18 protein-coding genes, 1 tRNA gene and 1 pseudogene are annotated in these 20607 nt (G+C 65.9%); 9 read left to right on the top strand and 11 right to left on the bottom strand.

The genetic code is table 11. The features are described 5' to 3' along the window. Positions 1–71 precede the first annotated feature (71 nt). Positions 72–932 carry a glutamate racemase gene (murI, locus tag B4N44_RS01525; RefSeq protein WP_296696107.1) on the top strand — a complete coding sequence of 287 codons (861 nt, stop codon included), beginning with the start codon at positions 72–74 and terminating at the stop codon, positions 930–932. 134 nt (positions 933–1066) lie between these two features. Continuing rightward, positions 1067–1522 carry a hypothetical protein gene (locus tag B4N44_RS01530; protein ID WP_296696111.1) on the top strand — a complete coding sequence of 152 codons (456 nt, stop codon included), beginning with the start codon at positions 1067–1069 and terminating at the stop codon, positions 1520–1522. A 35-nt stretch (positions 1523–1557) separates the two neighbouring features. Here B4N44_RS01530 and mtaB read toward each other — a convergent pair whose 3' ends face one another. From mtaB to B4N44_RS01550, 4 genes are all read right to left on the bottom strand, one after another. Next, complete coding sequence (gene mtaB, locus B4N44_RS01535) at positions 1558–2901, bottom strand: tRNA (N(6)-L-threonylcarbamoyladenosine(37)-C(2))-methylthiotransferase MtaB (protein WP_296696115.1); 1344 nt, start codon at positions 2899–2901, stop codon at positions 1558–1560. Next, positions 2885–3283, bottom strand: coding sequence for a YybH family protein (locus tag B4N44_RS01540; RefSeq protein ID WP_296696119.1), 399 nt, complete (start codon positions 3281–3283; stop codon positions 2885–2887). The genes mtaB and B4N44_RS01540 overlap by 17 nt, the downstream gene beginning before the upstream one ends. A gap of 142 nt (positions 3284–3425) precedes the next feature. Then, positions 3426–4103 carry an Hsp20/alpha crystallin family protein gene (locus B4N44_RS01545; protein ID WP_296696121.1) on the bottom strand — a complete coding sequence of 226 codons (678 nt, stop codon included), beginning with the start codon at positions 4101–4103 and terminating at the stop codon, positions 3426–3428. Between the two features lie 33 nt (positions 4104–4136). Next, positions 4137–4685 (bottom strand): hypothetical protein, encoded by a 549-nt coding sequence (locus tag B4N44_RS01550; RefSeq protein ID WP_414718109.1) that lies wholly within the window; start codon positions 4683–4685, stop codon positions 4137–4139. A 484-nt stretch (positions 4686–5169) separates the two neighbouring features. On the opposite strand from B4N44_RS01550, the gene B4N44_RS01555 reads away from it, so the two are divergent. Beyond that, complete coding sequence (locus tag B4N44_RS01555) at positions 5170–5904, top strand: transposase (protein ID WP_296696124.1); 735 nt, start codon at positions 5170–5172, stop codon at positions 5902–5904. Positions 5905–6190: 286 nt separating this feature from the next. Continuing rightward, a complete protein-coding gene (locus B4N44_RS01560; RefSeq protein ID WP_296696127.1) occupies positions 6191–6571 on the top strand; it encodes a hypothetical protein in 381 nt (126 codons plus the stop codon). A gap of 223 nt (positions 6572–6794) precedes the next feature. Here the strand turns inward: B4N44_RS01560 and B4N44_RS01565 are convergent. The 4 genes from B4N44_RS01565 to guaB form a co-directional block, all read right to left on the bottom strand. Beyond that, positions 6795–6884 (bottom strand) — tRNA-Ser (locus tag B4N44_RS01565). A 41-nt stretch (positions 6885–6925) separates the two neighbouring features. Next, positions 6926–7432 (bottom strand): tRNA adenosine(34) deaminase TadA, encoded by a 507-nt coding sequence (gene tadA / locus B4N44_RS01570; RefSeq protein WP_296696130.1) that lies wholly within the window; start codon positions 7430–7432, stop codon positions 6926–6928. 275 nt (positions 7433–7707) lie between these two features. Next, complete coding sequence (gene guaA / locus B4N44_RS01575) at positions 7708–9282, bottom strand: glutamine-hydrolyzing GMP synthase (RefSeq protein WP_296696132.1); 1575 nt, start codon at positions 9280–9282, stop codon at positions 7708–7710. Positions 9283–9531: 249 nt separating this feature from the next. Then, positions 9532–10998 carry an IMP dehydrogenase gene (gene guaB / locus B4N44_RS01580; RefSeq protein ID WP_296696134.1) on the bottom strand — a complete coding sequence of 489 codons (1467 nt, stop codon included), beginning with the start codon at positions 10996–10998 and terminating at the stop codon, positions 9532–9534. A 124-nt stretch (positions 10999–11122) separates the two neighbouring features. Between guaB and xseA the strand changes: the two genes are divergently transcribed. Both xseA and ltrA read left to right on the top strand, forming a co-directional pair. Beyond that, positions 11123–12493 (top strand): exodeoxyribonuclease VII large subunit, encoded by a 1371-nt coding sequence (xseA, locus tag B4N44_RS01585; RefSeq protein WP_296696137.1) that lies wholly within the window; start codon positions 11123–11125, stop codon positions 12491–12493. Between the two features lie 848 nt (positions 12494–13341). Further along, positions 13342–14505 (top strand): group II intron reverse transcriptase/maturase, encoded by a 1164-nt coding sequence (gene ltrA, locus B4N44_RS01590; RefSeq protein WP_296696189.1) that lies wholly within the window; start codon positions 13342–13344, stop codon positions 14503–14505. A 279-nt stretch (positions 14506–14784) separates the two neighbouring features. Here the strand turns inward: ltrA and B4N44_RS01595 are convergent, their stop codons facing one another. From B4N44_RS01595 to B4N44_RS01605, 3 genes are read right to left on the bottom strand one after another with little or no spacing between them, the layout of a single operon-like run. Beyond that, on the bottom strand, positions 14785–15858 hold the full coding sequence (locus B4N44_RS01595) for a lipocalin-like domain-containing protein (protein WP_296696141.1): 1074 nt from the start codon (positions 15856–15858) through the stop codon (positions 14785–14787). After that, the gene (locus B4N44_RS01600; RefSeq protein ID WP_296696145.1) at positions 15858–18431 is read right to left on the bottom strand and encodes an ABC transporter permease; all 2574 of its coding nucleotides are present in this window, start codon (positions 18429–18431) and stop codon (positions 15858–15860) included. Before B4N44_RS01600 ends, B4N44_RS01595 begins: the two co-directional genes overlap by 1 nt. Positions 18432–18435: 4 nt before the next feature. Continuing rightward, positions 18436–19107, bottom strand: coding sequence for an ABC transporter ATP-binding protein (locus B4N44_RS01605; protein ID WP_296696148.1), 672 nt, complete (start codon positions 19105–19107; stop codon positions 18436–18438). A 176-nt stretch (positions 19108–19283) separates the two neighbouring features. Between B4N44_RS01605 and B4N44_RS01610 the strand changes: the two genes are divergently transcribed. The 3 genes and pseudogenes from B4N44_RS01610 (at position 19284) to B4N44_RS01620 (ending at position 20376) form a co-directional block, all read left to right on the top strand. After that, positions 19284–19991 carry a type 1 glutamine amidotransferase gene (locus B4N44_RS01610; protein WP_296696153.1) on the top strand — a complete coding sequence of 236 codons (708 nt, stop codon included), beginning with the start codon at positions 19284–19286 and terminating at the stop codon, positions 19989–19991. 88 nt (positions 19992–20079) lie between these two features. After that, positions 20080–20211, top strand: a pseudogene (locus B4N44_RS01615) (DUF3096 domain-containing protein); the annotation flags it as partial. A 12-nt stretch (positions 20212–20223) separates the two neighbouring features. Beyond that, positions 20224–20376 (top strand): DUF3096 domain-containing protein, encoded by a 153-nt coding sequence (locus B4N44_RS01620; protein ID WP_245731873.1) that lies wholly within the window; start codon positions 20224–20226, stop codon positions 20374–20376. Positions 20377–20607: the final 231 nt, after the last annotated feature.

Below are 20607 nucleotides of genomic sequence, written 5' to 3' on the forward strand. Positions count from 1 at the left end.
TTAATCAACACGGCGATCCTGATGCCTCACATCATGTCCCGAAAACAGGCTTCGGCAAGAGCACTCACGCGATGACGTCGCATCAGCCCATCGGCGTCTTCGACTCGGGTGTCGGCGGTCTCTCGGTCCTGCGCGAGATCCGTCGCGCGCTGCCGCACGAAGATCTGCTCTATGTCGCCGACTCCGCCTATGCACCCTACGGCGATCAGTCTGCCGAGGCGATCGAACTGCGCGCCGTTGCCGTCACCGAGCGTCTGCTCGCACGCGGGGCGAAGGCGATCGTCGTGGCCTGCAATACCGCGACGGGCGCAGCGGCCCGGGTGCTTCGGACCCGGTATCCGGTGCCGGTGATCGCCATGGAACCCGCGGTCAAGCCGGCCATCGAGCAGACCCGCTCGGGCGTGGTCGGTGTTCTGGCGACGCGACAGACCCTGGGAAGCCACACCTTCAAGCAGCTGCTCGCGCGCATGGGGGAGGGACCGGAGATCCTCCTCCAGGCCTGTCCGGGTCTGGTCGAGCGGGTCGAGGCCGGTGACCTGGAGGGCGAACGCACGCGAACCCTGTTGGCGGCCTACCTCGAGCCGCTTTTGGCGCAGGGTGCCGATACCCTGGTCTTGGGCTGCACCCACTATCCCCACCTGGGCAAGCTGATCGGCGAGATCGCCGGACCCCGGACGACCGTGCTGGACTCCGGCGCTGCCGTTGCGCGGCAGGTTCATCGTCGTTTGGGCGAGGCCGGATTGCTGGCGCCGCCCGGCCGTGTCGGGACCGAGCGCTTCTGGACGAGCGGCGAGCCGACCAAGGTCGCCGCGGTGATGGAGCGGCTCTGGGGAGCGCCTCTGGCGCTACATCCGTTGACTCGCGAGGCGGCGACGCCGCTTGTCGGAGAAGGCGCGGCACTCATCGCTCAAGGTGCCGGGTGCAGCCGATGATGGCCCGCGCCTCTCAAGATTGCTTCGGAGACATCATGTGCAGAACAACGGGAATCCGAATCGCCGCGATAATCACCCTTCTCATCGCTGCGTTTGCCTCGTCAGGTGTCTTCGCCAACGAGCCGTGCCTCAAGATGGTATTCGGGCGTTACTGTTTGGGCGGAGATGTCGGGCCGCTGCTGCAGAGCGTCCCGCCTCCGCTCGTGCGCCAGGAGCAGGACGCGAGTTTGGCCCTGGTGTTCGTGGATGGTCCGGACCGCCTTTATGTGCTTGCCTTCAACCGCAAGATCTACAAGGTCGTGCGCGCCTTCGGTGTCTCCACACAACTGCGTTACGAGGAGACCTATGCCGCCTTGCGCGACATCTATGGTCTCGGCGAAGACCGCAGCCGCTTCTCCCCCGATGCGACCACGCCCGGGCGCCGTCTGGTCGCGATCCGTCGCGGTGAAGGCGTCGCCATGCATGTCTGGACGCCGTCGTCGGCCTGGCGCATCGAGCTGTCCTGGACGCGCGAGATGGGCCTCGCGCTTGCCTATGTCGCTACCGAGCTCAATGCGGCTCGTGCGCAGCAGATCGATCGGGGCCTCTGAGTCCGGTCTCGGGTGTTTCGGTCAGGTCGGCTTGTTCACCGCTGCGTCGGCCGTCCGGCCAGCGCGCGTCCGTCCAATCCGGAAAGCCCGACCTTGACGAGTTGATTGCCTTCGATCGCAGTGCCGTGCGTCGTGATCTGCACCGGCAGGTAGTTGGGGGTGTAGCCGAATCGGGTCTCCCGCCGCTCGCCGTCGGGGTTGCCCTCGCAGAGGATCTCGACGGTCTTGCCGATCTGCTCGCGCAGGACCCCGTCGCGCATGCGCAGCTCAAGCTCCTTCAGCGCGTCCAAGCGTCGACGTTTGGTTTGGCTATCGACCCGTCCCGGCATCTCGGCCGCCTGCGTGCCGGTCCGTGGCGAGTAGGCAAAGGCATGAATATGACCGAATCGCATCGACTCGGCGAAGGCGAGCGTCTCGTCCCAGTCCTCTGAACCCTCGCCGGGGAAGCCGACGATGATGTCGGTCGTGATGTTGAGGTCCGGCACGCGCGCACGACCCTGCTCGACCAGGCTCGCGAACTGCGCCGTCTTGCAGCGCCGCGCCATGCGTCGCAGGACGCGGTCAGAGCCGCTTTGCAGCGGCAGGTGCAGATGCGGCATGAGGCGCGGATCCTCGAAGCATCGCCAGAAGGCATCGCCGAGATCCCAAGGTTCCAACGAGCCGAGGCGCAGACGGGGGACCCCGGTCTCGCCGAGGATGCGCGCGATCAGCTCGGAGAGCGTGCTGCCCGAGTCGCTGCCGTATCCGCCGAGATGCACGCCGGTCAGGACCACCTCGCGGATGCCCTGCTCGACCAGCCGTTGGATGGCGCCGATGATCTCGGCCTGGGTCCGGCTGCGCTCCGCGCCCCGCGCGACGGTGGTGATGCAGAAGGTACAGCTGTAGCGACAGCCATCCTGGATCTTGATGAAGGCACGCTGACGGCCGCGCGCGAAGAGTGCTCCGGCGGCGTCGGTTGCGGCCGTCTCGGGCATGGCCGGAAGGCTCAGGGTGGCGAGCGCGATCTCGACCAAGCGGTCCTTGTCGCGATTGGCGACGATCAGATCGACCCCGGTCTCGGCCGAAATGGCCCCGTCCCCGAGCGTGGCGAGACAGCCGCTGACGATCAGTCGCGCCCCCGGGTTGGCGCGTTGGCTGCGCCGCAGGACCCCGCGCGATTTACGCACCGCCTCCTGTGTGACGGCGCAGGTGTTGACGACCACCAGGTCGGCTGGGGCGTTCGCATCGACCACGCGAAAACCCGCGTCGCGAAAACGCTCGGCCCACTCTTCGGATTCGGCCTCGTTGAGCCGACAGCCGAGCGTTGCGATATGGACGCGCCGATCGAGGCGTACGGCGAGCCCATCGTGATCGGGTCCGATCTCAAGCCCCCGGTGCATTCGGCGCCTGCGGCGTCGGCGAGTTCTGGTGGATCAGCAGGCGCCAGCCATCGGCCCCTTTCCTGAAGACGTTGGTGCCATAGATCGCGGGGCCCGGCTGACCCGGTGCCCCGCTCTGCATCCGTTCTTCGATCAGGTGGATTGCGGTCTCTCCGGCCTCGATCCAGGCGAGGTGACGCACCTGGATGTCGAAGGCCCCGGCTTGCTCGAAGATGGATCGCCACAGCTGCAGTACCTCGCGCCCCATCACCAGCGGCGTCATCGGCAGGAGACAGGCGATGCCCTCAGAGTCCTCCCAAACCTCGGCCATGGCCGCAGGGTCGCCCGCCTCGAGCGCATCGTAGAAGGCATCCTCGGCATCCTGAGGTGTATCGAACGGCATCGGCGTTTCCTGATTGATGGGTTGATCGTTGGCGGTAAGTGAAGTGCCGGGCAGGGGGCGAGGGTTAGGGGCAACTTGAGTCGCCCCGGGTTGGTCGATGCTCCCCGAAAACCACCTCGGCTATAGCCGATGGGATGACTGCTCACTCCGGTGCAGCTGCGTCCTGGCCTGATTTCGCGTTACGCTCGGGCACCGATGGGCCAAGCCAAGGCGCCGATCGGCGCAGATCCATACGCGGGATGCGCAGCTGGATCCGGTCCGAGGTCACCTCGCGCGACATGGCCGCGACGTCGGCGTCCGGCGGCAAGGTCAGACGCTGACTCGCCGACCCGCTCACGACACTGTAGCCCCGGCCGTCACCCGCGCCGAAGCCGTTTTCCCGATACTCTTCGGCCCGTGTCCGATAGGCAATCCTCAATCCGCGCCCTCTTGAACTGATTTGAACCTGCGCGGGATCGATGTTCGCAAGCCTGATCTCGACGAGGTAGGCGTCGGGGGTTGCTCGCCGCGCGATCGACAGATGTCTCGCCTGCCGGCTCGAGGCCGCGGGCTGCGCGGAAGGCGCGTTCGATTGTGCTGCGAAGGGGTTGCTCCACGGCGCAGGCAACGCAGGCGTGCCCATGAATGGCGCCGGTCCGAAGGGCTCCCACCCGTAGGGCATATTCGGATCCCCGAAGGGACCGGGGCCGCCCCATCCGCCGGACGATGGGGCCGGAAGGTAGGCCGCTCCGGGCGGTGGCGGTCCGTACGGACCCCATGCGAAGGTCGGGGCGGAAGCGACGATGATCAAAACCGCGACGGTCAGGTGAGCGATACGCATCGGTGACTCCTACATCAGCGGGGATCCGATCTCTCAAGTATAGGACGGCGGAGGACATTGGCGCACCCGCCACGTCGGGCGATCCGCCGAATCGACGAGGCCATGCGCCAGGAGCCAGAGTCGTGCATCCTCGGCATCCTGCTCGAACCAACGCTTGGTCGAACCCAGCCGAAAGCTGTAACCCCAGGCATCCATGTCGGCGAAGAGGCGCTCGCGCCCGAGACCAGGGACGGCGTCCGCCAGCAGCACTTGGAGATAACAGACTGCATTCTCTTCCGGGTCGTCGCCGCCGGCATCCGTATGCAGGCGCTCGCGCCGATCCGGGTCCATGCAGATCCAATGCCCTGCCTCGTGCAGAACCGAGTGCAGAGGCGTCTCGGGTGTAGCATGCAGGACGTCGCCGACCAGACCGGCTTCCGATTCACCCCAATAGGAGCCGGGAATCGGCCGGCCTGCGTCATGAAGGCGGAACCCCAGCCCGAAACGCCCGAGCAAGGACACGACCTGCGTGATCTGCGCACCCATGGTGCCGAGCGTCTGGACGGGTAGGGGGCTTGCGGGGGGCGCGTGATCGTTCGACATGCTGTCGCCGCTGGCTTTCGGGAGTCGGTCGCCGGATCTCGGTCTGCGGTGGGCTGATGAGCGAGAGATCAAACATACGGCGGGTTTCTTGGGCAGGCGGCCTACCATGCCTCGTCGTCGAACACCGTATCCCAAGCACACTGTCGCCGCAATGCGCGTCTCGGCACGGGGCGTCTGCGCCATTAACCGCCCATGGAGATGCCGGCCCGACCGAAGGAGCGCTTCGGGGGCACGGTGACCTGTGCTGACCATGGGTCCACCGAAGACCGCCGAGGGCTTCGTCGAGTGTGTGGAGCAGGGCGCGGATCGGGCGATCCTGCTCTGCGACTGCCGGCTCGGGGCGCTTGATCAATCTCAGGCATCGACTGCTGGGCTTGCCGATGGGGGTGCTTTATTGGGATGCGCCGTGCGGTGGGGCGGGGCAGGGGGAGAGGACTCGGGGGGAAAAAGGGGCCAGGCTCACTTTCTGCTATGCTTGCGCCCCATGCCCCGCCGCACACGCATCCATATCGACGGCTTGCCGCTGCACATCGTGCAGCGCGGCCACAACCGCGCGGCGTGCTTCTTCGACGACCAAGACCGGCGTGCCTACCTCGGTTGGCTGCACGAGGCACTGATGCGCGAGCGCTGCCGGCTGCACGCCTACGTGCTGATGACCAACCATGTCCATCTGCTGCTGACGCCGGAAGAGGCCAAGCGCGTGCCGCAGGTGCTGATCTCGGTCGGCCGTCGCTACGTGCAGTACGTCAACCACACCTACGGGCGGACCGGCACCCTCTGGGACGGCCGCTACAAATCCTCCCTGGTCCAGGCCGACACCTATCTGCTGCTCTGCCAGCGCTACATCGAGCTGAACCCCGTGCGCGCAGGCCTAGTGGCGGGCCCCGCCCTTTACCGCTGGTCCAGCTACCGGGCCAACGCGCTCGGCGAGGCGGACGCGTTGCTGACGCCGCATGCGCTCTACCTCGGACTCGGCAATGGCGAGGAAACGCGTCGTGCCGCCTATCGGGAGCTGTTCGGCGGAGCGCTCGAGGACCAACCGCTCGGCGATCTGCGGCTGGCCATCAACCAAGATCAACCCATCGGCAACGATCGCTTCTACCGGGAGATTGAAGCGATGACCGGCCAGCGCCGTGAATTGCGTAAGCGGGGCAGGCCGCGCAAGCAGGACGAGCCGCCATCGGCCGATGCTGCGGGGCAGGGCGAGTTGCTATTTTGAATGAATTGAGCCTGGCCCCTTTTTCCCTCGACCCGCATGACAGACCGAATCGAATCACCCACGCTCGACACGATGCAGACCATCCTAAAGGCATGGCTCCCGCCAGAGGAGCCGGCGCAGCAACAGGCGGCAGGATCAAAGGCAAGGCGTGGCGACGGCTCAGAGAGGCGCTCACGAAGGCACGGGTCCCGTTGAGGAGGTCAACGAGCCGGGTTTTGCGCGTGCGCTGGTAGGCTAGAGCAAAAAATTCTCAGCGTTTCTTGAAAATCGCACCGAGGGCATCGTCATGACCGAGCCGGTCGACATCAACAGCGGACTGACCGAGGTGCAGATCGAGGCGGCGCGACAGCTCGCGTGCGGCTGCAAGGCGTGCGACGTGGCCGATGAAGTCGGCGTCGACGAATCGACCATCAGCAGGTGGAGAAGGAAACCGGCATTCGCGGCGCTGGTGCAGCGGATCACCGCCGACGCGCACAGCGAGGTCATCGGTCGCATGGGCGAAATGCTTCACCTTGCACTCGACGTGATCGAGGAGAGTCTTCGTTACCCTGACCCGACGATCCGGCTCCGAGGCGCGGTCGCGGTCCTCAACGCCAGCGGCATCACCCGCATGATGAAGGCGTCGGCGCAGACCACAGACGTCGACGTGAACGAGGGCACGGGGTAAGACTCGGGTCCCTCCGAGCGACTCTCGCAACCGGGGAGGAGTTCGACCTCGGCGCGCTCTCGTTTTCCCGTTTTTACATGGGTTGTTGTTGCACCGACGGTTCGAAAGAGGGTCAATCCAGGCCGAAAACCGGTCAAGCAAATGCAGAAAGGTGGACTCAGAGGTGGACTGGATCAGGCAGAGATTTTCAAGGCGCTGAATCTAAAGGCTGTTTTTTTCTGAATGGCGGAGAGGGTGGGATTCGAACCCACGGAAGGCTTGCGCCTTCTCTTGATTTCGAGTCAAGCCCGTTCGGCCACTCCGGCACCTCTCCAGGATTGTCGGTCGTGCGAGTTCCTCGCTTTCGACAAGCTGTTAAGTGTAAGTCGATGAACCTGACTTGTCTATCGTCTGTCGTCGGCGCCTGGATTGGAAGAAGCTACGCAGCGTCTCGCCGCACGCCTCGGCGAGGATGCCTCCGCGGCATCCGGTGCGGTGATTGAATCGCCCGTCCGACGGCAGGATGTCGAAGAGGCTCCCGCAGGCGCCTGCCTTCGGATCCGATGCGCCGAAGACCACCTCGCCGACGCGTGCATGGATGATGGCGCCGGCGCACATGACGCAGGGCTCGAGGGTGACGTAGAGGGTCGTGCCGGGGAGGCGGTAGTTCCCGAGGCGTTGCCCAGCGTCGCGAAGGGCCTGGATCTCGGCATGGGCGGTTGCATCGTGGGTCCCGATCGGCCGGTTCCAGCCCTCGCCGATGACCGCGTCGTTCAGGACCAAGACCGCGCCGACCGGGACCTCGCCCTCCGCCGCGGCGCGGTCGGCGAGGGTCAGGGCCAATTGCATCCAGTGCTCGTCGGTGTCGTTTGAAGGGTCCATCAATTAAGCTGAGCCGCGCGGCTTCCGAAGTATTCGGCCGTGCTCCCGCGCTCCGCTGACGAGGCACGCGCCTCGGCGGAGGTTTGCGCTCGATCCATGACATTGCGATCGCAGATCTGGTTTGGGAATGCGGCCGAATCGGCAGGTGGCGCGGAGCTCCTAGGGCATGCGTGACACCACGGAGCGGGTGTCACGAGTCCCCAAAGTAGCCGGTCTAAGGAGCGACGCGCTACCTGGGCCGATCTTGTTCGGCTACGGCCTTCTATGCTGCGCGGTCACTCCCACTCGATCGTCCCCGGCGGTTTGCCGGTGATGTCGTAGACGACGCGGGAGACGCCGGGCACCTCGTTGACGATGCGCCGGCACACCAAGTCCAGGAGCTCGTAGGGGAGGTGCGCCCAACGCGCGGTCATGAAATCGAGTGTTTCCACAGCACGCAACGCGATGACATGCGCGTATTGGCGCTTGTCGCCGACGACGCCGACGGAGCGTACCGGCAGGAAAACGGCAAAGGCTTGAGAGACCTGATCGTAGAGGCCGGCGCGGCGCAGCTCGTCGATGAAGATGTGGTCGGCCTTGCGCAGGGTGACGGCGTCGTCCTTGTGGACCTCGCCCAGGATGCGCACGCCGAGGCCGGGCCCGGGGAAGGGATGGCGATAGACCATCTCGGAGGGCAGGCCGAGCTCGATGCCGATCTTGCGGACCTCGTCCTTGAAGAGCTCGCGTAGTGGCTCGACGAGCTTGAGGTTCATCTCTTCCGGCAGTCCGCCCACGTTGTGGTGTGACTTGATGACGGTGGCCTTGCCGGATTTGGCCCCGGCGGATTCGATCACGTCCGGGTAGATGGTGCCCTGGGCAAGCCATTGCACGTTTGCGAGCTTGCTCGCCTCGTCGTCGAACACCTCGATAAAGGTGTTGCCGATGATCTTGCGCTTCTGCTCCGGGTCGGTCACGCCCTTGAGACGGCCGAGGAAGCGGTCCTCGGCGTCGACTCGGATCACCCGCACGCCCATATGGCGTGCGAAGGTGCTCATGACCTGATCGCCCTCGCCGAGCCGCAGCAGGCCGTTGTCGACGAAGACGCAGGTCAGCTGGCTGCCGATGGCGCGGTGGAGCAGGGCGGCGACGACGCTGGAGTCCACGCCGCCCGAAAGCCCGAGCAGGACGGCGTCGCTGCCGACCTGATCGCGCACCTTGGCGATGCTGTCCTCGATGATGTTGCCCGGCGTCCAGAGACGTCCGCAGCCGCAGATCTCACGAATAAAGCGTTCGATGATCCGCTGGCCTTGGCGGGTGTGGGTCACCTCCGGATGGAACTGCACGCCGTAGAAGCGGCGCTCCTCGTCGGCAATGCCGGCCAAGGGCGCGTTGGTGGTCTCGGCGATGACCTGAAAGCCCGCGGGGAGGGCTTCGACCCGATCGCCGTGGCTCATCCAGACGTCCAGCAGGCCGTAGCCCTCCGGGCTGGTGTGATCTTCGATATCGCGCAGCAGGCGCGAGTGCCCGCGTGCTCGCACCTGGGCATAGCCGTATTCGCGATGGGTCGCAGGCGCGACGCTGCCGCCGAGTTGGGCTGCCATTGTCTGCATGCCGTAACAGATGCCCAGCACGGGCACGCCTAGCTCGAACACCAGAGGATCCGCGCGCGGTGTCTCCTCTTGATGGACGGACTGGTGACCACCGGAGAGGATGACGCCGCTCGGTGCGAAATCACGGATCGCCGACGCACCCATGTCATGCGGGTGCAGCTCGCAGTAAACCCCTGCCTCGCGCACACGGCGCGCGATCAGTTGAGTGTACTGCGACCCGAAGTCGAGGATCAGAATGCGATCGGCGTGGATATTGGTCATGGCGTGGAGAGGGTTCCGCAAGGGGGCGACGATGATCGGTCGCAACGGCATCTTTAAGGTGATTTACGGAAATCAGCGTCCCGTCTGCGCATGCCCGAATGAACTGAAGGGCTGTGCGTGCGAATAAATTCGCACCGATACGCCAGCCGATCCATTCCCGGAAATCACCTTAGGGTATGCCAGGATCATAAAAAAGCATCTTGATGGCATGCGCCGGATTGCGCCCCGAGCGCAATCCGGAACATGACGTCAACTGTCGATGCGATAGTTGGGCGCTTCTTTCGTGATCTGCACGTCATGGACATGCGACTCGCGCATCCCCGCCGTGCTGACGCGCACGAACTGGGGCTTGGTGCGCATCTCCTCGATCGTCGCGCATCCGGTGTAGCCCATGCTCGAGCCAAGACCACCGACGAGCTGATGGATGACGTTCAGCACGCTGCCCTTGTAAGGCACGCGACCCTCGATGCCCTCCGGGACCAGCTTTTCCTTCTCGGTATTTTCCTGGAAGTAGCGATCGCTGGAGCCTTCCGAAGAGCCCATGGCACCGAGCGAGCCCATCCCGCGATAGGACTTGTAGGAGCGTCCTTGATAGATCTCGACCTCGCCCGGTGCCTCGTCGGTGCCGGCGAAGAGTCCGCCGATCATGACGCTGTTGGCTCCGGCAGCGATGACCTTGGCGACATCGCCGGAGAAGCGCAGACCGCCGTCGGCGATCAGGGGGACGCCCGTGCCCTCCAGCGCCTCGGTGACGTTGGCGACCGCCGTGATCTGCGGGACGCCGACACCGGCGACGATACGGGTGGTGCAGATGGAGCCGGGCCCGATGCCGACCTTCACCGCATCGGCACCTGCGTCGACCAGCGCACGGGCAGCATCCGCCGTCGCGATGTTGCCGCCGATGACCTGAACCTCCGGGTAGCGGACCTTGACCCACTCGACCCGATCCAGCACACCCTGGGAGTGTCCGTGTGCCGTATCGACCACGATCACGTCCACCCCGGCCTCGACCAGGGCGGCGACGCGCTCGTCTGTTCCCTTGCCGACGCTCACGGCCGCCCCGCAGCGCAACCGCTCCTGGGCGTCGCGCGAGGCCTTCGGGAAGTCCTTCGCCTTCTGGATGTCCTTGACCGTGATGAGGCCGCGCAGCTCGAAGCGGTCGTTGATCACCAGGACCTTCTCGATACGGTGTTCGTGAAGCAGCCGTACCACATCCTCGCGACTTGCCCCTTCACGCACCGTCACCAGGCGTTCCTGCGGGGTCATGATGGTCGAGACCGGCTCGGCCATGCGGGTCTCGAAGCGCAGATCCCGCCCCGTGACGATGCCGACCAGCAGGCCGTTCTCCGTGACCGGCACGCCCGAGATGTTGTGCGCGTGGGTGAGCTTCATCACCTCGCCGATGCTGGTTCCGGGGCCGACCGTGATGGGGTTGCGGATGATCCCGCTCTCGTAGCGTTTGACCGCCATGACCTCGCGGGCCTGGCGCTCGGCGTTCATGTTTTTGTGGATGATCCCGATGCCGCCCTCCAGCGCCATTGCGATCGCCAGGCGCGCCTCCGTGACGGTATCCATCGCGGCCGAGACAAGGGGAATCTTGAGCGAAATTCCGCGGGTCAGCTTGGTCTGGAAATCGACCTCGTTCGGGAGCACCCGCGAGTGCGCCGGAACAAGGAGGACGTCGTCGAAGGTGAGTGCTTCCTGGATCAGGCGCATGGGGGAGGCTCCGCAATCAGTGACCAGAACAGGAAAATAACCCGAAAGTATAGAATTTCAACGGGCGCAGGTAAACTCCGTCCGACGTCGATCTCATCGAAGCCTTTGATTGCGAATCCTGCCCATGCCGCTCGAACGATCTGCCCGTGCCCTCGACGATCACCGCGATATCTACAGCGTGGCCCGTTTGGCGAGCGAGGTGCGGGCGGTGCTCGACGGGAGCTTCCCCGTGCTTTGGGTCCAAGGCGAGCTGTCGAATCTGGCCCAGCCGGCTTCGGGCCACATCTATTTCACGCTCAAGGATGCAGCGGCTCAGGTTCGGTGTGCCATGTTTCGGCCCAAGCGGATGCTCCTGAACTTCCGCCCGACGAACGGTCAAGAGGTGTTGGTGCGCGGCCGGGTGACGCTCTTCGAGCCGCGCGGCGATTTTCAATTGGTCATCGACTACATGGAGCCGGGTGGCGAGGGTGCGCTCAGGCTCGAGTTCGAGCGCTTGAAGCGCAAGCTGGCCGCGGAAGGTCTCTTCGACGAGGTCGCCAAACAGCCGATTCCTGCCTTCCCGCGACAGGTCGGTCTGATCACCTCGCCCACCGGGGCCGCGGTGCGCGATCTGCTCGCCGTCTTGAAGCGCCGGTTCGCGGCCTTGCCCGTGGTCATCTATCCGGCTCAGGTGCAGGGCGAGGCCGCCCCGGCGTCGCTGCTCGCCGCGTTGGCGGCGGCCAATGGCCGCGCCGAGTGTGACGTGCTCATCCTGGCCCGCGGCGGTGGCTCTCTCGAAGACCTCAACGCCTTCAACGACGAGGCCCTCGCGCGTGCGATTCGCGCCTCCGCCATCCCGGTCGTCACCGGGGTCGGGCACGAGAGCGACATCAGCATCGCCGATCTGGTCGCCGACCGACGTGCGGCCACGCCCTCGGCAGCGGCCGAGCTGGTGGCGCCCTCGGGCGAGCATTTGCGTCACCGCCTGGTCGCCTTGAGTCGGCGTCTGGACGCGGCCCATGCGCGTCATCGCCTCGCCGCCCGCCAGCGGCTGAACGCCGTCGTGCGTCACTTGGCGTTGCTCCACCCGGCCGCGCGCCTGCAGCAGCGTGCGCAGCGTCTGGACCAGCTCGAGCAGCGCTTGGTCTCGCTCCTATCGAATCGGCTGGCGCGGGCGAAGTCTCGATTGCGCCCGGCGGCGGCGCGTCTGATGTTCGTCTCGCCGGGACGACGTCTGGAGGGGCTCGGAATCGCCGTCGATGCGCTCGCCGAGCGCCTGGCCCGCGCCCGCACGCGTCTCGCCGAGACACGGCTCGAGCGGTTGATGCGTGCCGTCGCCGGCTTGGAGGCCCGCAGCCCTCTGGCGACAATCGCCCGCGGTTACGCCATCGTCACCCGCCTGCCGGACGGCGAGATCGTGCGAGCACCCGAGGAAGCTCCGCCCGGCACACTCATCGAGGCACGCCTCGCGAAGGGCCGCATCAGGGCAATCGTCGAGCCCGAAAACGGCAATTGAAGGTAGGTTGGGCGAAGCGCAGCGTGCCCAAGTGTGACCGGCATGCTAGTCGGCTAGTTGGTGCAAGTCCAACCGTGGCCCTTGGGAGAGGGGAACACGTAGGCGAAGGCAAGGGTGCCCGAAGAAACTCCCCCTGCCCCTTACGGAGGAGGGTGATGGCAAGGCCGCTACCGGAGGGGAGCCAATGAGGGATCTGAAGGAAGCCGGAGTCCAAACTCGCCACCTAAGCGAGAGCGAACCTTTGATGAGGCGTACAGGGTTGGGCGAGGTGCCTTGGACCACCGAAGCCCGATCATCTCCTCGTAATCCCTGTGCGTAGAGAAGGTCGGTGGGCGGGAACAGAGGCGACTAGCTTACCCGGTGAAGGGCCGTCGATTCCGGGTCGGTGTAACTCCGACACCTTAAGCCCTAAGCGACGCGGAGACGCGTGCGTGATGGGACGGGGGCCTGCAGACGAAGCCGTAGTCATCGTAAAGTCCGGTGCCGATGAGGTTGCGGTGACGCCGCCGAGGGTAAAACACCGGGTCAGCGACAGGGACGTCGGAGGTGAAGGGCTGAACACGTAAGCGGTCGATGAAGCTTGTTACAGACTGTGGGTCCGAGACCAGCCCAAGTGGGGCCGGCGAGTGTCCGAGACGTAGACATCGGGTGAATCGTCGGCGTGGTTGCTGACAGGCCCATGCAAAGAGATGAGTGAAATGAGCGGAAGAGACCTATTGACTGACGAGCGCAGACTCTTCGAGGACCTGTGTGCCGGGGCATACCTGGCGGCGGGATTCCGGAACGTGAGGAAGAACAAAGGAGCCCCCGGCATTGATGGGGTGACGATTGCCGAGTTCGAGTGACGTCTGGACGAAGAGCTAAGCCGGCTGACCGCGGAGTTGGAAAGCTGGACTTACAAACCCTCACCGGTGCGACGGGTGGAGATCCCCAAGCCCGGTGGCCACGGCATCCGCCTGTTGGGGGTGCCGACGGTGCGTGATCGGGTGGTTCAGGCCACTCTGAAATTGCTGTTGGAGCCGATCTTCGAGCCGCTGTTCTCCGCGCACAGCTACGGTTTTCGCCCCGGGCGGAGCCAAGGCCAGGCGCTTGAGTCGGCTCGGCGGATCGTGGCCGGGGGTAAGCCCTATGTGGTGGATTTGGATCTGTCGAAATTCTTCGACCGAATTCACCATGATCGGCTGATCGCCCGCCTGGGTCAGACGATTCCCGACACGCGCATCCTGCGCCTGGTCGGGCTGATCCTGCGCAGCGGCATCATGGCCAACGGCCTGGTGACCCCCTCCACGGAAGGGGCCGTTCAAGGCAGTCCGCTCAGTCCCCTGCTCAGCAACATCGTCCTGGACGAGCTGGATAAGGAGCTGGAACGACGCGGCCTTGAATTTTGCCGGTTCGCCGACGACTGCAACATCTTCGTGAAGACGCCCAAGGCGGCCGAGCGGGTGATGGCGAGTATCGGCGGATACATCGAGAAGAGATTGAAACTGGTGGTGAACCGCGACAAAAGCCAAGTGGCCCGTTCGGATCGGGTCAAGTTTCCGGGGCTAACCATTGTGGGGGATACCATTGCAATTTCCCGCAAGGCCCTGCAAGCGGCAATGGACAAGGTCAAGGAACTGACCCCGCGGGGTACCCACCTGGCTCTGGAGACGAGCATCGAGCGGATCAACAGCTGGTACGTGGGCTGGTCGAGCTATTTTGCGATGACCTACTACCCCGCCCAGCTCAAGAAGATCGAAGCCCATATTCGGCGACGATTGCGGTCCCGCCTGGTGGATCAACAAAAGAGCCGGCGCAATCTCTTCCGCAAACTGGTCAAGCGTGGCGTACCACGCCGCCAGGCGGCCGGCGCAGTGTTCTCCAACAAGGGCCGCTGGGCGCTCTCAAACACCTTCGCGGTGACACGGGCCTACCCGGTCGGCTGGTTCATTGGGGAGTTGGGACAAGCCATTCGTTCGGACAAGCAGTTACCGCACTGGTTTGATGTGAGTCAGTGGATACGCCTTGCGTGAGGAGCCGTGTACGGACCCGTACGCACGGTTCTGTGGGCAGACGGGGGCCTCTGGTCCCCTCTGACCCGATCCCGCGCCAGAATGGCAGGGAGCCGTTGGGCACGCTGCGCTTTGCCCAACCTACGAGGCGACATTTGGTTGTGCCTCGCACGGCTCGGCAAAATCTCCGGCCCGCATCCCCCGAAATCAAATCATAAACCGCGTCACAGCCGACGTCGCCCGCACCCGGGATCCCGCGTGCCCACTCGCTCCTCACATGTCATGCCGGATGCGGTTTATTCAGAGGTTGTCCGGCCGTTGCGCATATCCCGTCATCTCCAAATATCCGCGTCCGATCTCACGCTCATCGTCGTAAACTCTGACCGCACCTTCCCAATAGACGACGCCGGTCGAGCGTCGACCGTCGAGCTCCTGGTCGTCCATCAAAGGTTCCAGGCGGAGGGTCCGCCCCTCGATCTCCAGGGTCCACTCGACGGGATACTCGGCGCCCGTGCGCGGCGACTGCCAGCGGCGCCGAGGGAGAAGGCGCACCTGCTCGGGTACGAGGATCCGCGCCGGCGCGGTGCCCTCCTGCAGCGTCGCGGCCGCCCAGAGCGGCGAGCCGTCGTCCGTGCGCATCCGGAAGGCCATCAGCGAGCCGCCGTCGTGCAGGTTGATGCCGATCCAGTCCCAGCCTCGCGCCTCTGCGGGCATGATCTCGCTCGACCACTCATGATCGAGCCAGGCATGTCCGCTGACCTTCAGGTCCGCCCTCTCGATGCGGATGCGCCCGTCGACGGCGAGTTGCGGACGGCTGTAGTAGTAGCTCGCATTGCTCGGATCCGGCGTCTTCTGGCTGAAGCCCTCGCGGCCGTTGAGAAGGGGCGGGCCGGGCGGCGCCAGCGCGAGGTCAAGATCGAAGGCGTCGGACCTGATGCGGGTCCGATACTGCGTGCCCTCCTCCTCCAGCACCAGCTCCCAATCGCCGATCCAGGCGCGGGTCCGCCCGACGGCTGCACCGGCCACGGGATCGAGCGCACGCTCGATGCGCTCGGCATGGATCAAGGCCCCGGCGGCCGGATCGGCGATTGCCGCATGGGCCAGGATGAGCTGGCGCGGTGCGAAGCGGCTCGGATTGTCCGCGCCGATGCCGGTCCCGACCCGAAAGAAGGTGACCTGGAATCCACGCTCGCTGCCGGTCTCGTCGGTCAGCCAGCCGGTGATGTACCACCATTCGGTGCGGAAATCCGGATGCGCGCCCGTGTCCGCGGGAAAGGCCAAGGAACGCCCCTCGACGACCGTGGCAAAGTCGCTCGCCGCGACGGACGAGATCGGCCAGCCCAGCATCAGGACCAGCGCAAGCCAGGCGCGCATCACCAATCCTCCCGAACCGCGAGTACCGCGTCCTGCCGCATCGCCTGCCGACCCGCGAGTCTGGCGGCGAGCGCGGCGAGTAGGATCATCGCCGAGCCGAAAACCAGCAGCAGGCCGAACGGAAGCTGCATGTCCATGCTCCAGTGAAAACTCTGTGGGTTGATGACCTCGATCAGGATCAGCGCGATCGCTCCGCCGGCGACCAGGCCGACGCCGACGCCGACCGCGGCGGTCAGTGCCGCCTCCAAGGCCAGGAGTGCACCGATCCGGCATCGCGGCAGACCCAGATGACGCAGGATCCCGAACTCCTTGCGACGACTGCTCGCAAGCGCGGCGAAGGTGGTCCCGATGCCGAAGAGCCCGATCGTCACCGCGACAGCCAGCATCAGATAAGTCGCCAGAAAGGTGCGATCGAAGACCTGGAGGATCATGCCGCGCAGCTCTCCGGGCAAAATCATCTCGCTGACCCGATCGCCGAGTGTTGCACGGATGGCGGTCATCACCTGGACGGGATCGGCCTTGGGCGCCAGTGTCAGACCCAGATCATTGGTACGCCGATCGCCGGTCAAGGCGCGGAAGGTCGCAAGCTCGATCACCGCCGCTCCTTGCTGGCGTGCGTAATCCCGCCAGATGCCGACGACGCGAAAGATTTGCAGCTGCTCGCCGATGGGCAGGGCGAGTGGATCCCCGACCCCGAGGTCCAGCCGATCGGCCAGGGCCTCCGAGATCCAGGTCGGCGGATCCGTACCCGGCCCGTCGGGTGGATCGAGCGTACCGGCGACGAGCGGAAGACCCGAGGTGTCCTGAACCGGTCGGGCGATCAGCGCGATCGCCTCGCGTACCTCGCCGATGCGCAGGCTCTCGAAGCGCACCGGGCGTACCGCCGCCACGCCCGGCAGCGCGGCTACGCGCGCGACGGCGTCCGGATCCAGATAGCCGCTCGCGCCCGAGTCGGATGCGCGTAGATAGAGATCCGCGGGGAGCATCCGGGTCAGCCAGTCGTCGAGCGAGTCACGGAACGAGTCGACCATGATCGCCATCGACACCGCCAGTGCGACGCTGGCGACAACCCCGACACCCGCCACGACCGCCTGACCCGGGGCCGCGGCGAGGCGCGCCCGTGCCAACCGGGTGACGAGCGAGCCCCGCGCCGGCAAGAGCCGCATCGCCCCGACCGTGGCCCCCGGAATCGCGAGAACGGCGCCGACCAGGATGAGTGCGACGGCGAGATAACCCGACACCGGAACACCGCCGACCGGTGGCAGCAGACAGAGCAAGGCGGCCAGGATCAGGGCGATCAGTGCCGCACCCCAGCGCGGACGTGCCTGATAGACCTCGGCCTCGTCGCCCGCCCGCAGGCCGCGGGCGGGCACCATCTGCGCGGCCTCGCGAGCCGGCAACCAGGTGCCGGCCACGCCCGCCAGCACGCCGAGCGCGAGATAGGCCAGGGTCAGCAACGGCTCGACGCGCATCTGCGGGGCGACGCCTCGGAAGAAACCCGCGCCTAGATCGCCGCCGATCAGGCTGAAGGCCAGCGCGGTCAGCAGATAGGCCAGGATCACGCCGATCACGCCGCCGACCACCCCCAGCAAGGCGCCCTCCGCCAGCAACCCGCGCCGCAGGCTCCCGCGGTCGAGCCCGAGCGCGCGCAGGAAGGCGAATTCGCGGCGTCTGCGCACGACCGCGAGCCACTGTGTCGAGAAGACCAGGAAGCCGCCGGTCAGGAGCGCGATGGCGGCAAGCATGGTCAGATTGACCCGATAGGCGCGCGACACGCCCGTGACCTCGGAGGCCGTCTCCTCCGGTGTCAGGAGTGTGACGCCCGGCGGCAGCAGGGTACGCAATTGCTTCGGCACCGACCCGCGCTCGATCCCCGGTGCGAGTCTCAGATCGATCCGGGTGAGGCGACCGATCCGATCGAAGGTCTCCTGGGCACCTGCGATGTCCATCACGGCCAGCACCTGCCCGACCCCCGCGCCGGGCACGGATCCGGCGACCCGCAGACGCGCCTCGCCGAGCCCGACCTGGACCGCGACCTCATCCCCGGCATCCAGCCCGAGTCGCGTGGCCGCGGCAGGGCTCAAAAAGACGGCATCGGGCTGGAGTGCAGCGAGTCGATCGGGTCGATCCGCGTCGGAGCTTTCGGGGGCATCGTCCGTCTTCGTCTCTGCTGTCTCGGCCACGGGCAGCAACGAAGGGGTGACCTGCGCGACGCGGAAGAGATCGATCCCGAACACCCGCAACGTCTCGTCGCGACCCGGCAGCCGTGCCTGAATCTCCAGGAGCGGACTCGCCGCAGCCACCGCCGGATGCAGGGCGATCCGCGCATAGAGCGCGTCGTCGAAGCCGCTGCGCGGACCGACCACCTGAAGATCGGCCTCGCCGCTCAACAAGCGCATCCCGCGATCGAGCTCGTCGAGCGCGGCGGTATGGATGAGCTGCACCGCCAGCCCGAGCGCCACGCCGAGCGCGATTGCGAGCAGAGACAGCGCGGTTGCCAAACGGCGCCGCCGAAGACTGGCGAGAAAGACATGCCGCAGGGCAGCACTGTTGTCGGATCCGAGGAGGCCCATCGTCCTATCCCGCATCCTCGACCAGTCCGCTCGCGGTCAGCCGCAGGATGCGATCGGCATGGGCGGCCGCCGCGCGCGAATGCGTGACCAGGATCCCGATTGCACCGGCGTTATGAATGCCCTCGAAGAGCAACTCGAGCACGCCCTGTGCGCGATCCGGGTCCAGGTTCCCGGTCGGCTCGTCGCAAAGCACGACCGCCGGCGTATGCACCAATGCGCGGGCGATGGCGACACGCTGCAGCTCGCCGCCCGAGAGATGACGTGGCCAGTCGTCGCCGCGCCGACCCAGTCCGACCCGCTCGAGCATGGCGCGGGCGCGACGGTCGGCGAGGGCCTCCTTCTCGTCGAGCAGCCACAGCGGCAGAGCGACGTTCTGGGCCAAGGTCAGGTGCGGCAGGACATGGAACGCCTGGAACACGAATCCCAGCTCGCGCCGACGCAGCCGCGAGCAGGCATCCTCGTCGAGTGCGGTCACCTCGGTGTCGCGCAACCGGATGCGGCCGCCGTCGACCGGCTCGAGACCCGCGATGCAGTTCAGCAGGGTCGACTTGCCCACGCCGGACTCGCCCATCACGGCGACCGATTCGCCCGGGGAGAGGCTCAAAGAGACCTGCTCGAAGAGGGGGTGATCCAGTGAGGTGTCGAAACGCTTCGAGAGGTTTTCGATGGACAGCATCGGTGATCTACATCCTGTCATGGGCGGGCGCCATTCTATCCGCAACCGGGTCGCGACCGGCACCGAAAACCCTTTGCGTCATTCGCGCCTTTGCGTTTCAAATGAACCCGCGCGCGCCGGCCGCACACATCGAGGCGGGCCGCCGCCGACATGACCATCCGCCAAAGAGGCCATCGATGAGGGTTCAGGTTCTGCAACACGTCCCGTTCGAGGGCATCGGCTCGATGGCGCCTTGGTTGGCGGCGCGCGGCGTGACCCCGGACTACACGCGCTTCTACGACGACGGCCTGCTCCCGCCGGTGGATGGCCTCGACCTGGTCATCGTCATGGGCGGTCCGATGAGCGTCAACGACGAGGCACAGCTGTCTTGGCTGTGTGCCGAGAAGCAGTTTCTGCGCGAGGCGATCGCACACGGGGTCCGGGTGCTCGGGGTTTGTCTGGGCGCACAACTGATCGCAAACGCACTCGGTGCCCGCGTCTATCCCAATGCGGAGAAGGAGATCGGCTGGTTTCCGATTCAAGGGGTTTCCGAGGATGCGGTCCCGGGTGACGCTTGTTGTCGGTTTCCGGCCGAAAGCCTGGTCTTCCACTGGCACGGCGAGACCTTCGATCTGCCGCCCGGCGCGGTGCGACTGGCGCGCAGCGCGGCCTGCGAGAACCAGGCGTTCCGCTTCGGCGGGCAGGTGGTCGGGCTCCAGTTCCACCTGGAAGCCACGCCGGAGAGCGCCGCGGCGATCCTCGGTCACTGCGGGGATGAGCTGGTGCCCGCGGCTTGGATCCAGACCGAGGCGGCGATTCGCCGGGTCGATGCGGCCGTCTACGCCGAGGCCAATCGTCTGATGGGGCGAATCCTGGAGGATCTCGTCGGAGCGGCGAGCCCCTGATCCGCCCGAGTGGCCCCGAGTCCTCGCGATCCGCCCGTATCGAGGCCGCATCCCGGGCTTCAACCATACACGCAGAGGTGACACGCCGATGGAGATCCCGAGCTTCCTCGTGCAGTGGCCGTTGCAGGCCGTGCTCGCGATCGTGGCGGGCCTGATCATCCTGATCGTTCCGCGCGTCCTCAACTACGCCGTTGCGATCTACCTGCTCGCGGTCGGGACGCTCGGGCTCCTGCTGGTCTATCAGGGGCAGGCGGTGAAGGCGCAGCCCATCATCGCGCTGGTTGCCGGTGTGCTCATCCTGGTCAAGCCCAACATCCTCAACTACGTCATCGGGATCTACCTGATCCTCGTGGGTTTGCTCGAGGCCGGTGTCATTCGCATCTAAACCCCGTCAGCAGCGGTATGCGTCGTTTTCGGAATGGAGCTGCTTCGGCCAGATCCTCGAACGTCCGAGCTGACGCGCTTTAGTCGCTCATCCGGTGCGGGTCGATCGCCCGGGTGCGCGCATCCCGCAGCCTTGCGCATTGTTGCGCTCCATGCCGGCAACCCGAAGATCGTCGATGGCGGCTTGAACTCGCAGGACGGCAATGCCAGACTCCCGCAGCTTCCAACGACG

This window comes from Thiocapsa sp. UBA6158 (assembly GCF_002423035.1).
Classification (GTDB): domain Bacteria; phylum Pseudomonadota; class Gammaproteobacteria; order Chromatiales; family Chromatiaceae; genus Thiocapsa.